Consider the following 14807-nt stretch of genomic DNA (forward strand, 5'->3'; position numbering starts at 1 on the left):
TAGTAAAAATTATTGACTTAGTTTAACTAGGAGGTTAAAATGAAACCGTAATCATAAAAGAAACAAGAAAAAAGGAGACCCTCATGAATACTAAAGAACTTAACCAAGCTTTTACTAATGTTTTTGGAAGCGACGCAGACGCAACTTTCTTCTCACCAGGTCGTATCAACTTAATCGGTGAACACACTGACTATAATGGTGGTCATGTTTTCCCAGCAGCGATTACGCTTGGAACATACGGTGCCGCTCGTAAACGTGATGATAAGACCCTTCGTTTTTATTCAGCTAACTTTGATGAATTAGGTATTATTGATGTTGATCTTGATAACCTTGTCTACGATAAAAAAGATAGCTGGACGAACTATCCCAAAGGTGTTATCAAATTCTTGAAAGAAGCTGGACACAAGATTGAATCTGGTTTTGAGCTTTATGTTAATGGGAATATTCCAAATGGCTCTGGTTTGTCATCATCAGCTTCACTAGAACTTTTGGTAGGGATTGTTGCTGAAGAATTATTCGACCTAAAATTAGACCGTTTGGATTTGGTAAAAATTGGTAAACAAACTGAAAATGAGTTTATCGGAGTGAACTCAGGAATCATGGACCAATTTGCTATTGGTATGGGAGCTGAAAAGCAAGCCATCTACCTTGATACAAATACTCTAGAATATGACCTTGTTCCTTTGGACCTTGGTGACAATGTCATTGTGATTATGAATACCAATAAACGTCGTGAATTGGCTGATTCAAAATACAATGAACGTCGTGCGGAATGTGAAAAAGCTGTAGAAGAACTTAATCAAGTGCTTGATATCAAGACTCTCGGTGAACTTGATTTGCAAACATTTGACGAATATAGTTACCTTATTAAAGATGACAATCGTCTCAAACGTGCTCGCCACGCAGTTTGGGAAAATCAACGTACCCTTCAAGCCAAAGAAGCTTTGACAGCAGGTCAGCTTGAAAAATTTGGTCGCTTGGTTAATGCCTCACACGTCTCACTTGAACATGACTACGAAGTAACTGGTATCGAACTTGATACCCTTGCTCACACAGCTTGGCAACAAGAAGGTGTTCTCGGAGCTCGTATGACAGGAGCGGGATTCGGTGGCTGTGGTATTGCCATTGTTGCTAAAGATAAAGTTGATGATTTTACAAAAGCTGTTGGACAAGTTTATACAGAAACAATTGGTTATGCACCAGCCTTTTATATCGCTGAAATTGCTGGTGGTTCACGTGTCCTTTCACGAAAATAAAGAATAAAAAGAAGACGAAAAAATGATGAAACTTTTAGATACTTTTGTCGCTAAAGTGATTGAAGCTAGCGACTATACTGAAGATGATATGTTTTACTTGCGCAATCGCATCCTTGCCCTTGTGGGCGAGGATGGTGCAGAGCAAGAGACAAATCAAACAGATTTGATTGCTCTTAAAGAAGAACTGGTTAACCTAGCTGTGAAAAATGGTAAGGTTGGTGACTTAATGGCTGAAAGAGATTGTTTGGGTGCTGAATTGATGAACTTCATCACACCTGTCCCAAGTCAGGTGAATCGCAATTTCTGGGATATGTATGCTCAATCTCCTCAACAAGCTGTCGCAGATTTTTACGAACTCAGCAAACGAAATGACTACATTAAAGTAGCTGCAATCGCTAAAAATATCGCTTTTACTGTGCCATCACAGTATGGCGATATTCAAATTACCATTAATTTATCAAAACCTGAAAAAGATCCCAAGGCCATTGCTGCAGCTAAGTTAGCCAAGGCATCTTCTTATCCAAAATGTCAGTTATGTATGGAAAATGAAGGCTATCAAGGTCGCCTTAATCATCCAGCGCGTGCTAATCACCGTATCATTCGCTTAAATTTAGGTGATGAAAAATGGGGTTTCCAATATTCGCCTTATGCTTACTTCAACGAACATTGTATTATTTTAAATACTGAGCATGTTCCGATGGTTATCAGCAAAGATACCTTTGAACAGCTCTTAGATATTGTCGATATTTTCCCAGGTTATTTTGCTGGGTCAAATGCCGACTTGCCAATTGTTGGTGGGTCAATCTTGACTCACAACCACTATCAAGGTGGACGCCATGTTTTCCCTATGGAAATAGCAGAGCTGGACAATGAGTTTCATTTTAAAGGCTTTTTAGATGTAACAGCTGGTATTGTGAAATGGCCAATGTCAGTCATTCGCCTTCGCAGCAAAGATAAAGACCGCTTGGTTGAACTCGCTGAAAAAATTCGTTTGGCTTGGCGAGATTATTCTGACGCGAGTGTTGATGTGGTGGCTTATACAGGTGATACGCCACACCACACAGTGACTCCGATTGCGCGCAAACGTGATGGGCAATTTGAACTAGATATCGTTCTTCGCGACAATCACACCACTGCTGAATTTCCTGATGGTGTTTATCATCCACATGCTGATGTGCAACACATTAAAAAGGAAAATATTGGACTAATTGAGGTAATGGGCTTAGCTATTTTGCCACCTCGTCTCAAAAATGAACTGCTAGAAGTTGAAAAATATCTTTTGAACCAGTATAATGAAATCGCTGCCTATCATAAGGATTGGGCAGATGAGATAAAAAAACGTTCGGATATCACGACTGATAGCGTACATGATATCGTACAAGAAGAAGTCGGCCGCGTTTTTGTTCGCGTTTTAGAAGATGCGGGTGTTTACAAACGTGATGAAAAAGGAAGAGAAGCCTTTATGCGCTTTGTGAACAGCGTGGGGTTAGAATAGGAGAAAAATAAATGTCAATTTTAGTGCTTGGTGGGGCTGGTTACATCGGTTCTCACATGGTTGATCGTTTAATTGAAAAAGGTGAAGAAAAAGTTGTTGTTGTCGATAGTTTGGTAACAGGCCACCGTGCAGCGGTTCATCCTGATGCAACATTCTATCAAGGCGATCTTGCTGATCAAGATTTCATGCGCAAAGTCTTTACAGAAAATCCAGACATTGATGCTGTGATTCACTTTGCTGCTTATTCATTGGTTGCTGAATCAATGGAAAAACCACTTAAATATTTCGATAACAACACTGCTGGTATGATTAAATTGCTTGAAGTGATGAATGAATTTGGTGTTAAATACATTGTCTTCTCATCAACTGCAGCAACTTATGGTATCCCAGATGAACTTCCAATTAAGGAAACAACACCTCAACGTCCAATCAATCCATACGGTGAAAGCAAACTCATGATGGAAACAATCATGAAATGGTCTGACCAAGCTTACGGCATTAAATTTGTTCCACTTCGTTACTTTAACGTGGCTGGTGCTAAACCGGATGGTTCTATCGGTGAAGACCACGGACCAGAAACACACTTGTTGCCAATTATCCTGCAAGTGGCACAAGGTGTTCGTGAAAAAATCATGATTTTCGGTAATGATTACAACACACCAGACGGCACAAATGTACGTGACTACGTTCACCCATTTGACTTGGCAGATGCTCATTTGCTTGCTGTTAAGTATCTTCGCGAAGGTAATCCATCAACAGCCTTTAACCTTGGCTCTTCAACAGGCTTCTCAAACCTTCAAATTCTTGAAGCAGCTCGCAAAGTAACAGGAAAAGAAATTCCAGCAGAACTTGCTGATCGCCGTCCTGGTGACCCAGATACTCTTATTGCGTCATCAGACAAAGCGCGTGAAATTCTTGGTTGGAAACCACAATTTGATGATATTGAAAAAATCATTGCTTCTGCTTGGGCATGGCATTCAAGTCATCCAAACGGATACAATGACCGTTAATAAATGATTATAGTCTGAGGCAAGTGCCTCAGGTTTTTTGTGCATCATGAGGATGTGCTAGAAAAAGGAAAAAGATGATGTCAATAATTAAGACACCTTGTTTAGATAAAGAGCAAAAATTACAGGTAGAAGCATTAATCAAAGAAGTTCAGACTTTTGATGGGACTCACCGCATCCCGTATTTATCGAATAATCTCAATTTTGATCAGGAGATGCCAGCTTTCTTTTTAGCTTATGAGAAGAATCAACTTGTGGGGGTGTTGACAGTCTATGCTGATGAGCCAGACGAGGCAGAACTTACTATTTTGGTTCACCCAAACTATCGCCGTCTAGGATATGCTAAGCAATTATTTCGTGTTTTCCGTGAAACCATGAAAGAGTATCAGTTGAGTTTTACAGTAATGTCGGAGCAATCTTTCTTAGCAAAACACCCAGATGTGCTGGCTAATCTTGGCATGACTTTAGAAGATGATTTTGAGTATTGGCTTAGTCGACAACGAAAAGCCTATTTGCTTGAAAAGCGTGACGATTTGTCGGTCATCAAAGCTAGTAGAGAACACCTTGAAGCGATTGCAGACTTTCAAGCAAAAGCTTTTGGAGATCCTTATGAGGTTGCACTGCGCTATGCCAAAGAAGCTCTAGTTGATGAGACTGAAAAACTTTATATTGTGATGAAAGATGACAAAGTTGTTGCTTCTTGCACGGTGGATTTTAGCACGACTTACAATTACCTTTATGGCTTAGTAGTTGCCGAAGGCTACCGTGGTCAAGGGATTGGGACTTATTTTATGAAAGTGCTTATCAATAGCCTGTTAGCTGAAAATGAGAAGGTCTTTCAAATTGCGGTTGAATCAGATAATTTAGCAGCTAAACGTCTTTATGAAAGTTTAGGTTTTGAAGAACAAACGCAGGTTGTCTACGCTAAGGTGACTGATGCTAGTAAACTTTGGGAGATTTAACGGTCATTTCTTGCGTTGTCAAGGGGAATTTGGTATAGTTGTCATTAAGCTTATATTTATGGAGGATTCTTATGCCAACAGTTATTATGTTGCTCGTTATGGTTGGTTTGATTTGGTTCATGCAACGTTCTCAAAAGAAACAAGCACAAGCCCGTCAAGATCAACTTAAAGCATTGCAAAAAGGTGATGAAATTGTAACAATCGGTGGTCTTTATGGTGTCGTTGATGAAGTTGACACTGCTAACCAAAAAATGGTTTTGGACATCGATGGTGTTTATCTAACATTTGAACTTGGTGCTTTAAAACGTGTTGTAAACAGAGCTGAACAAGAAGTTGTTGAAGCTGCACCTGTTGAAGAAGCAGTCGAAGAACAAGCAGAATCAGCTCAAGATACTGCCGTTGAAAGCGAAGACTAATATATTGAAAGTCGGATGAAAATTCATCTGGCTTTTTTCATGCAAATATTCCCAAAAAGCCACCAATTAAGTAGAGAAAAAATGGCTATTTTATGGTAAAATATTATGATGAGTATGCTTTTAAGGAAATTGTATGTTTAAATTTAATTTTAGAAAAAAGAAAGAGGCTGTAAGCCTTGACAAGATTCCAAATCATATTGGAATTATCATGGATGGAAATGGTCGTTGGGCCAAAAAACGCATGCAACCACGTGTCATGGGACACAAAGCTGGTATGGATGCTTTGCAGGAAGTGACGATTGCTAGCTCAGAACTTGGTGTAAAAGTTTTGACAGTCTACGCTTTCTCAACAGAAAACTGGTCACGACCCGAGGACGAAGTCAAATTCATTATGAACTTACCCGTTGAGTTCTTCGATAAATATGTCCCTGAATTGGACGCTAATAATGTCAAAGTTCAAGTTATCGGTGAGACAAATCGTTTGCCAAAAGCAACTTTTGATGCGATGAAACGTGCTTGCGAACAAACGAAGCACAATTCTGGTCTTATCTTGAATTTTGCGCTTAACTATGGTGGTCGTTCAGAAATTACAGAAGCGGTTAAAAATATTGCCCAAGAAGTGCTTGAAGCAAAAATCAGCCCAGATGATATTACAGAAGATGTGATTTCAAATCATTTGATGACGAATCACTTGCCGTACTTGTATCGTGATCCGGATTTGATTATTCGAACAAGTGGTGAACTTCGTCTTAGTAATTTTCTACCATGGCAATCAGCATATAGTGAATTTTACTTCACACCTGTTTTATGGCCTGATTTCAAAAAAGACGAGTTGATTAAGGCGATTGCTGAATACAATCAACGCCATCGCCGTTTTGGTGGAATCTAGAAAGGAAATATCATGAAACAACGTGTGATTTGGGGGGCGATTGCCCTATTGATTATGCTGCCGTTTCTATTGCATGGAGGCCTACCGTTTCAAGTCTTTGTAGGCTTTTTAGCAATGCTTGGTGTGGCAGAAATGTTACGCATGAAACATCTTGAATTTTTCTCAATTGAAGGTGTTTTGTCAATGCTTGGTGCTTTTGTTTTGACAGTGCCTTTGGATAACTACTTTACATCACTACCGATAGATTCTAACTTTGCAGTCTATGGGTTGTTGTTTTTCTTGCTTTTGGCAGGAACAGTTATCAATTGTGATGATTATTCATTCGATGATGTCTCTTATCCGATTGCAGCTAGCCTTTATGTGGGAATTGGTTTCCAAAACTTGGTCAATGCTCGTATGGGTGGCTTAGATAAAGTGCTCTTTGCTTTATTTATCGTATGGGCGACTGATATCGGTGCTTATATGATTGGTCGTCGTTTTGGTCAACGTAAATTGATGCCGAAGGTTTCTCCAAATAAAACTATCGAAGGTAGTCTTGGCGGGATTGCTTGCGCTGTTGTCGTTTCATTTATCTTTATGTTGATTGATAAAGCTGTTTACGCTCCGCATAATCTCTTTGTTATGTTAATTTGCGTTATTTTGTTTAGTATTTTTGGTCAATTCGGTGATTTGGTTGAAAGTGCGATTAAACGTCATTTTGGCGTTAAAGATTCTGGAAAACTTATTCCTGGTCACGGTGGTATTTTAGACCGCTTTGATTCAATGATTTTTGTTTTCCCAATTATGCATCTATTTGGTCTTTTCTAATTGACTTGTTTGGCAGCTGCCACAAACTTTTGGAGTTTGCTTACTAGTGAATGGTTATTAGGATAATAATGTTACTGGTATAGAGAGGAGCAAAATGCTCGGAATTATAACGTTTATTATTGTTTTTGGAATCTTAGTTATTGTCCACGAATTTGGTCACTTATACTTTGCCAAAAAATCAGGCATTCTGGTGAGAGAATTTTCTATCGGGATGGGCCCGAAAATCTTCTCTCATTTTGATAAGGAAGGGACAGCTTATACGTTTCGTATTCTTCCTTTAGGTGGTTATGTCCGTATGGCAGGTTGGGGAGATGATACCACTGAAATTAAGACTGGTACGCCAGCTAGCTTGAGTTTGAACAAAGACGGCTTGGTGACACGTATTAATTTGTCACACAAACAGTTGGATAATACAGCTCTTCCTATGAACGTGACTTCTTATGATTTGGAAGATAAATTAGAAATCACTGGATTGGTTCTAGATGAGCAAAAGACATATAAAGTTCATCACGATGCCACAATCGTTGAAGAAGATGGCACAGAAATTCGCATCGCGCCGCTTGATGTGCAGTATCAAAATGCTACTGTCTGGGGACGTTTGATGACAAACTTTGCTGGTCCGATGAATAATTTTATTCTAGGAACACTAGCTTTCATCTTACTTGTCTTTATGCAAGGCGGAGTCCCGAATCCCTCGACAAATGCTGTGCGAGTGACTGACGGTGGTGCCATGCAAGCTGCAGGTGTCAAAGATGGTGACAAAGTCTTAGCTGTCGGTAATTACAAAGTCTCAAATTGGTCTGACTTGACTGAGGCTGTTGCCAAATCGACAAAGGGCATTTCGAAAGGTGACACCATTCCTGTTACCGTAAAAGACGCTTCTGGAAAAACTAAGACTCTTGATATTAAGCCAGTCAAAAATCATGGCAGCTATCTTATCGGAGTTTCTTCAGCTTTGAAAACAGGCTTTTGGGACAAGATTACTGGTGGCTTCCAAATGTCTTGGCAAAGTGCAATGTTAATTTTAAATGCTTTGAAAGGCATTGTCTCAAACTTCAGCTTGGATAAACTTGGTGGTCCCGTCGCTATGTACCAGGCATCAAGTCAAGCAGCTTCTTATGGATTGCCATCAGTGATTAATCTTTTGGCCCTCTTGTCAATCAACCTTGGAATTGTTAACCTTATCCCGATTCCAGCTTTGGATGGTGGAAAAATCTTGATGAACCTCATTGAGATTGTTCGTCGTAAACCACTCAAACAAGAGACAGAAACTTATGTCACTCTGGTTGGCGTGGTCATCATGATTATTCTGATGATTGCCGTTACTTGGAATGATATCATGCGAGTTTTCTTCTAACTTACATCAAGACTAATCAATAATTTAGTACATCATATTTTTAAATACACATTTTTTAGAAAGGAATTGATACGGTCTTCTCTAAAAATGCGAATAAGTGAGCTACTTGCCTAAACAACAAGCGGCTTACTTATTTTCGTGATTTGACCGCAATATTTTATTATGAAACAATCACAAATGCTTATCCCAACGCTTCGCGAAATGCCAAGCGACGCTCAAGTTATCAGCCACGCTCTTATGGTTCGTGCTGGTTATGTTCGCCAAGTCTCAGCAGGTATCTACGCTTACCTACCACTTGCTAACCGCACAATTGAAAAATTCAAAAAAATCATGCGTGAAGAGTTTGAAAAAATCGGTGCCGTTGAAATGCTTGCACCAGCACTTTTGAACGCTGACCTTTGGCGTGAATCAGGTCGTTACGAAACTTACGGTGAAGACCTTTATAAACTTAAAAACCGCGATAAATCAGACTTTATCCTTGGTCCAACTCACGAAGAAACATTTACAAGCCTTGTTCGTGATGCGGTTAAATCATACAAACAATTGCCACTTAACCTTTATCAAATCCAATCTAAATATCGTGATGAAAAACGTCCACGTAACGGACTTCTTCGTACACGTGAATTTATCATGAAAGATGGTTACAGTTTCCACGCAGACTACGAAGGTTTGGATGAAACTTACGAAGAATACCGCAAAGCTTATGAAGCAGTCTTCACACGTGCAGGACTTGATTTCAAAGGTATCATCGGTGATGGTGGAGCTATGGGTGGTAAAGACTCTCAAGAGTTTATGGCAATCACTCCAGACCGTACAGACCTTGACCGTTGGGTTGTTCTTGACAAATCAATCGCTTCAATCGATGAAATTCCAGAAGATGTATTAGAAGACATCAAAAAAGAATTGTCATCATGGTTGGTTTCAGGAGAAGATACTGTTGCCTACTCAACAGAATCAAGCTACGCTGCTAACCTTGAAATGGCAAGCAACGAATACAAACCATCAACAAAAGTTGTTGCTCAAGAAGATGTTAAACGTGTGGAAACACCTAACTGTAAATCAATTGATGAAGTGGCTGCTTTCTTGAACGTTGATGAAGAACAAACAATCAAAACGCTTCTATTCATCGCTGATAAAGAACCAGTTGTTGCCCTTCTTGTCGGAAATGACCAAGTTAACGATGTTAAATTGAAAAACTACCTTGGCGCTGACTTCCTTGACCCAGCTACTGAAGAAGATGCTGTTAAAGTCTTCGGTGCAAACTTTGGTTCACTTGGCCCAGTTAACCTTCCTGAAAACGTTCGTATCATTGCTGACCGCAAAGTACAAGACGTTGCTAATGCAGTTGTTGGTGCTAATGAAGATGGTTACCACTTGACTGGTGTTAACCCAGGACGTGACTTTGAAGCAGAATACGTTGATATTCGTGAAGTTAAAGAAGGTGAAATCTCACCAGACGGTAAAGGTGTTCTTAAATTCGCTCGTGGTATCGAAATCGGACACATCTTCAAACTTGGTACTCGCTACTCAGAAAGCATGGGTGCTACAATCCTTGACCAAAACGGTCGTGCTGTGCCAATCATCATGGGCTGCTATGGTATCGGTGTTAGCCGTATCTTGTCAGCTGTTATCGAACAACACGCTCGTCTCTTCGTTTCTAAAACACCAAAAGGTGCTTACCGCTTTGCATGGGGTATTAACTTCCCTAAAGAATTGGCACCATTTGACGTTCACGTCATCACTGTTAACGTGAAAGATGAAGAAGCACAAGCTTTGACAGCTAAAGTAGAAGCTGAATTGGTTGAAAAAGGTTACGAAGTTTTGGTTGATGACCGTAACGAACGTGTCGGATCAAAATTCTCAGATAGCGACCTTATCGGACTTCCAATCCGTGTGACAGTTGGTAAAAAAGCTGCTGATGGTATCGTAGAAGTTAAAATCAAAGCAACTGGTGATACAATCGAAGTTAACGCTGAAAACCTTATTGAAACACTTGAAATTTTGACAAAAGAAAACTAATAAGATTTAGGTCGAGGGCTTATCCCCGACCTTTTTCTTTTGTCTCGAAAAATGCTCACTTTTATGATAAAATTGAAAGACGATATTGATAGATAAAAAAGTAAAAGGGTGACTGATGTCCCTCTTTTACTTAGGATAGAAAGTTAGATTTTTGGAATTGAGGTAATTGACGTTTTATGTCAGAGTTATTTAAAAAATTGATGGAGCAAATCGATATGCCGCTTGAAATGCGACAATCTTCTGCTTTTTCATCTGCAGATATTCGTGAAGTTAAGGTACACTCAGTATCCCGCCTCTGGGAATTCCATTTTTCATTTGCAGAGATTTTGCCGATTGAGATTTATCGCGAGTTAGCCTATCGTTTGATTAATACTTTTAAGCAAGCGGATATTACAGCGACTTTTGATATTCAGGCAGAAAAGATTGATTTCTCACAACCGCTTTTGCAAGCTTATTATGAAGAAGCTTTTGAGCACGCTCCTTGTGACAGCGCCAGCTTTAAAGCCTCTTTTAGCAAGTTGAAAGTCTCTTATGATGGTGAAAAATTATTGATTGAAGCGCCAGCTTTTGTCAATAATGACCATTTCCGAAAAAATCATTTGCCAAATTTGGCTCGTCAATTTGAAGCCTTTGGTTTCGGAAAAGTGATGGTTGACATGGTTTCTGATGAAGCCATGACTCAAGCGCTTCGTGAAGATTTTACAAATAATCGTGAATCCATGGTGGAAAAAGCGGTACAAGAAAACCGTGAAGCCGTTAAGTCTCTAGAAGCGTCAATGCCACCAGCTGAAGAAGCTCCAAAACCAAAATTTGATTTCAAAGAACGCGCTAAACAACGCCGTGCTGGTTTTGAAAATGCTGAAATCACGCCGATGGTTGAAATCACAACAGAAGAAAACCGTATTGTCTTTGAAGGAATGGTTTTTGATGTTGAAAAGAAAACTACTCGTACAGGTCGTCATATCATCAATTTCAAGATGACAGACTATACATCAAGTTTTGCTATGCAAAAATGGGCAAAAGATGATGAAGAGTTGAAAAAATACGACATGATTGCTAAAGGCTCATGGCTTCGTGTTCGCGGAAATATTGAGAACAATAATTTCACCCATGCCCTTACTATGAATGTGCAAGATGTTAAAGAAATTGTTCACCATGACCGCAAGGATTTGATGCCAGAAGACCAAAAACGTGTGGAATTCCATGCGCATACGAACATGTCAACCATGGATGCTTTGCCAACGGTTGAGGAGCTGATTGATACAGCTGCAAAATGGGGCCACAAGGCCGTTGCTATTACTGATCATGGAAATGTCCAAAGTTTCCCTCACGGTTACCACAGAGCACGTAAAGACGGTATTAAAGCCATTTTTGGTTTGGAAGCCAATATCGTTGAAGATAAGGTTCCTATTGCTTACAATCCTGTTGACTTAGAGCTGAATGAAGCAACGTATGTCGTATTTGACGTGGAAACAACAGGACTTTCTGCGGTGCACAATGATTTGATTCAGATTGCTGCTTCAAAAATGTACAAAGGTAACATTGTTGAGCAGTTTGATGAATTCATCAATCCAGGTCACCATTTGTCAGCTTTTACGACAGAATTGACAGGGATTACGGATAATCATGTTCGCAATGCGAAGCCTATCGAACAAGTGCTTCAAATGTTCCAAGATTTCTGTAAAGATACTGTACTTGTTGCCCACAATGCGACCTTTGACGTTGGCTTTATGAATGCTAATTACAAACGTCATGGCATGCCAACCATCACGCAGCCAGTTATTGATACCCTTGAATTGGCACGGAATCTTTATCCAGAATACAAACGTCATGGTTTGGGACCATTGACCAAGCGTTTCCAAGTATCGCTAGAACACCACCACATGGCCAACTACGATGCCGAAGCAACTGGTCGCTTGCTCTTTATTTTCTTGAAAGAAGCGCGTGAAAATCATGGCCTTACAAACATGATGGACTTGAACACAAAATTGGTGGCTGAAGATTCTTATAAGAAAGCTCGTGTAAAACATGCAACGATCTATGTTCAAAACCAGACAGGGTTGAAAAATATCTTCAAGCTTGTCAGTCTTTCAAATGTTAAATATTTTGAAGGTGTGGCTCGTATTCCAAGAACAGTTCTTGATGCTCATCGCGAAGGGCTTTTGCTAGGAACAGCCTGTTCTGAGGGTGAAGTTTTTGATGCGGTTTTGACATCAGGTGTGGAAAAAGCTGTTGAAGTGGCTAAATACTATGATTTCATCGAAGTCATGCCACCAGCTATTTATGCACCGCTATTGGCACAAGGAACAATTAAAGACGAAGAAGGTATTCGTCAAGTCATTCGTGATTTGATTGAGGTTGGACGTCGTTTGAACAAGCCTGTTCTTGCTACTGGTAATGTTCACTACATTGAACCAGAAGATGAGATTTATCGAGAAATCATCGTCCGTAGTTTGGGACAAGGGACACCGATTAACCGTCCGATTGGACGTGGTGAAGATGCTCAGCCAGCTCCATTACCAAAAGCCCATTTCCGCACAACCAACGAAATGCTAGACGAATTTTCTTTCCTCGGTGAAGACTTGGCTTATGAAATCGTTGTTAAGAATACGAGTGATTTTGCTGAGCGCTTTGAAGAAATCGAAGTGGTTAAGAAAGATTTGTACACGCCTTTCCTTGAAAAATCAGAAGAACGTGTCGCAGAAATGACTTACCAAAAAGCCTTTGAAATCTATGGAAACCCACTACCAGATATTGTTGACCGACGTATCGAAAAAGAATTGACTTCGATTTTGGGTAATGGATTTGCCGTGATTTACCTGGCGTCACAAATGCTTGTTATCCGCTCAAATAAACGTGGTTATTTGGTTGGTTCGCGTGGATCTGTTGGATCAAGTTTCGTGGCAACCATGATTGGGATTACCGAAGTTAACCCAATGCCACCACACTATGTCTGTCCAAATTGTCAGCACTCAGAGTTCATTACTGATGGTTCTGTTGGTTCAGGTTATGACCTTCCTGACAAGGATTGTCCAAAATGTGGCACACGTTATAAGAAAGATGGACATGATATCCCGTTTGAAACCTTCCTTGGATTTGATGGTGATAAAGTTCCCGATATCGATTTGAACTTCTCTGGTGATGACCAACCCTCAGCTCACTTGGATGTTCGTGATATTTTTGGAGAACAATATGCCTTTCGTGCTGGAACCGTTGGTACGGTTGCTGACCGTACAGCTTACGGATTTGTTAAAGGTTATGAACGTGATTACGGGAAAATGTACCCAGAAGCAGAAGTTGAACGCTTGGCACAGGGAGCTGCTGGGGTGAAACGTACAACGGGTCAACACCCGGGTGGTATCGTTGTTATTCCAAACTATATGGATGTTTATGACTTTACACCAGTTCAGTATCCAGCCGATGATTTGTCAGCTGAATGGCAAACCACTCACTTTAACTTCCACGATATCGATGAAAACGTCTTGAAACTTGATATCCTCGGTCATGATGATCCGACGATGATTCGTAAGTTGCAAGACTTGTCTGGTATTGATCCCAAAGATATTCCAGCTGATGATCCAGATGTTATGGCACTTTTCTCAGGTACAGAAGTTCTTGGCGTTACGCCTGAACAAATCGGAACACCGACAGGTATGCTTGGTATTCCAGAATTCGGAACAAACTTCGTTCGTGGAATGGTTGAAGAAACACATCCAACGACCTTTGCCGAATTGCTTCAGTTATCTGGACTATCACATGGTACCGATGTTTGGCTTGGAAATGCCCAAGATTTGATCAAAGAAGGAATTGCTACCCTAAAAACCGTTATCGGTTGTCGTGACGATATCATGGTTTACCTCATGCACGCGGGACTAGATCCAAAAATGGCCTTTACCATCATGGAACGTGTGCGTAAGGGACGCTGGTTGAAGATTTCTGATGAGGAACGTAATGGCTATATCCAAGCTATGCGTGACAACAATGTACCAGATTGGTATATCGAATCTTGTGGTAAAATCAAGTACATGTTCCCGAAAGCCCATGCGGCTGCCTATGTATTGATGGCCCTTCGTGTGGCTTACTTCAAGGTTCATTATCCTTTGTATTACTACTGTGCTTACTTCTCAATTCGTGCCAAAGCCTTTGATATCAAGACAATGAGTGCTGGTCTTGATGCTGTTAAAGAACGCATGGCTGAGATTTCAACCAAACGTAAAAATAATGAAGCTTCAAACGTTGAAATCGACCTTTACACAACGCTCGAGTTGGTCAATGAAATGCTTGAACGTGGTTATAAATTTGGTCAGCTTGACCTTTACCGCAGTGATGCGACAGAGTTCATCATTGACGGTGATACCCTTATTCCACCATTTGTAGCTATGGATGGTCTCGGAGAAAACGTTGCAAAACAAATCGTTAAAGCGCGTGAAGAAGGTGAATTCCTATCTAAAATGGAACTTCGCAAACGCGGTGGTGTTTCAGCAACACTAGTTGAAAAAATGGATGAAATGGGAATCCTAGGCAACATGCCAGAAGATAACCAACTCAGTTTGTTTGACGATTTCTTCTAAAATCATTACAATAATAAAAAAAGAGCGA

At 40.2% G+C, this 14807-nt stretch carries 10 protein-coding genes; all 10 read left to right on the forward strand.

Annotation, left to right across the window (positions count from 1 at the left end; all coding sequences use genetic code 11):
- The first annotated feature begins 83 nt into the window (after window positions 1-83).
- The 10 genes from E0E02_RS06000 to E0E02_RS06045 all read left to right on the forward strand — a co-directional run bounded on the left by E0E02_RS06000 (window position 84) and on the right by E0E02_RS06045 (window position 14779).
- The gene (locus tag E0E02_RS06000) at window positions 84-1256 is read left to right on the forward strand and encodes a galactokinase (protein ID WP_074564981.1); all 1173 of its coding nucleotides are present in this window, start codon (window positions 84-86) and stop codon (window positions 1254-1256) included.
- A 22-nt stretch (window positions 1257-1278) separates the two neighbouring features.
- Window positions 1279-2751 carry a UDP-glucose--hexose-1-phosphate uridylyltransferase gene (gene galT / locus E0E02_RS06005; RefSeq protein ID WP_133018119.1) on the forward strand — a complete coding sequence of 491 codons (1473 nt, stop codon included), beginning with the start codon at window positions 1279-1281 and terminating at the stop codon, window positions 2749-2751.
- A gap of 11 nt (window positions 2752-2762) precedes the next feature.
- A complete protein-coding gene (gene galE, locus E0E02_RS06010; protein WP_074482969.1) occupies window positions 2763-3761 on the forward strand; it encodes a UDP-glucose 4-epimerase GalE in 999 nt (332 codons plus the stop codon).
- 77 nt (window positions 3762-3838) lie between these two features.
- Window positions 3839-4720 (forward strand): GNAT family N-acetyltransferase, encoded by an 882-nt coding sequence (locus E0E02_RS06015; protein WP_133018120.1) that lies wholly within the window; start codon window positions 3839-3841, stop codon window positions 4718-4720.
- A 71-nt stretch (window positions 4721-4791) separates the two neighbouring features.
- Window positions 4792-5136, forward strand: coding sequence for a preprotein translocase subunit YajC (gene yajC / locus E0E02_RS06020; RefSeq protein ID WP_039697526.1), 345 nt, complete (start codon window positions 4792-4794; stop codon window positions 5134-5136).
- A gap of 133 nt (window positions 5137-5269) precedes the next feature.
- Window positions 5270-6025, forward strand: coding sequence for an isoprenyl transferase (locus tag E0E02_RS06025; protein WP_039697527.1), 756 nt, complete (start codon window positions 5270-5272; stop codon window positions 6023-6025).
- 12 nt (window positions 6026-6037) lie between these two features.
- A complete protein-coding gene (locus E0E02_RS06030) occupies window positions 6038-6832 on the forward strand; it encodes a phosphatidate cytidylyltransferase (RefSeq protein ID WP_133018121.1) in 795 nt (264 codons plus the stop codon).
- A 94-nt stretch (window positions 6833-6926) separates the two neighbouring features.
- Window positions 6927-8189: an RIP metalloprotease RseP gene (gene rseP, locus E0E02_RS06035; RefSeq protein WP_133018122.1), complete on the forward strand. Its 1263-nt coding sequence runs from the start codon at window positions 6927-6929 to the stop codon at window positions 8187-8189.
- A 162-nt stretch (window positions 8190-8351) separates the two neighbouring features.
- Window positions 8352-10208 (forward strand): proline--tRNA ligase, encoded by a 1857-nt coding sequence (locus E0E02_RS06040; RefSeq protein WP_133018123.1) that lies wholly within the window; start codon window positions 8352-8354, stop codon window positions 10206-10208.
- A gap of 176 nt (window positions 10209-10384) precedes the next feature.
- The gene (locus E0E02_RS06045) at window positions 10385-14779 is read left to right on the forward strand and encodes a PolC-type DNA polymerase III (RefSeq protein ID WP_133018124.1); all 4395 of its coding nucleotides are present in this window, start codon (window positions 10385-10387) and stop codon (window positions 14777-14779) included.
- Window positions 14780-14807 lie beyond the last annotated feature (28 nt).

It is taken from the genome of Streptococcus sp. KCJ4932 (genome assembly GCF_004352745.1).
Classification (GTDB): domain Bacteria; phylum Bacillota; class Bacilli; order Lactobacillales; family Streptococcaceae; genus Streptococcus; species Streptococcus ruminicola.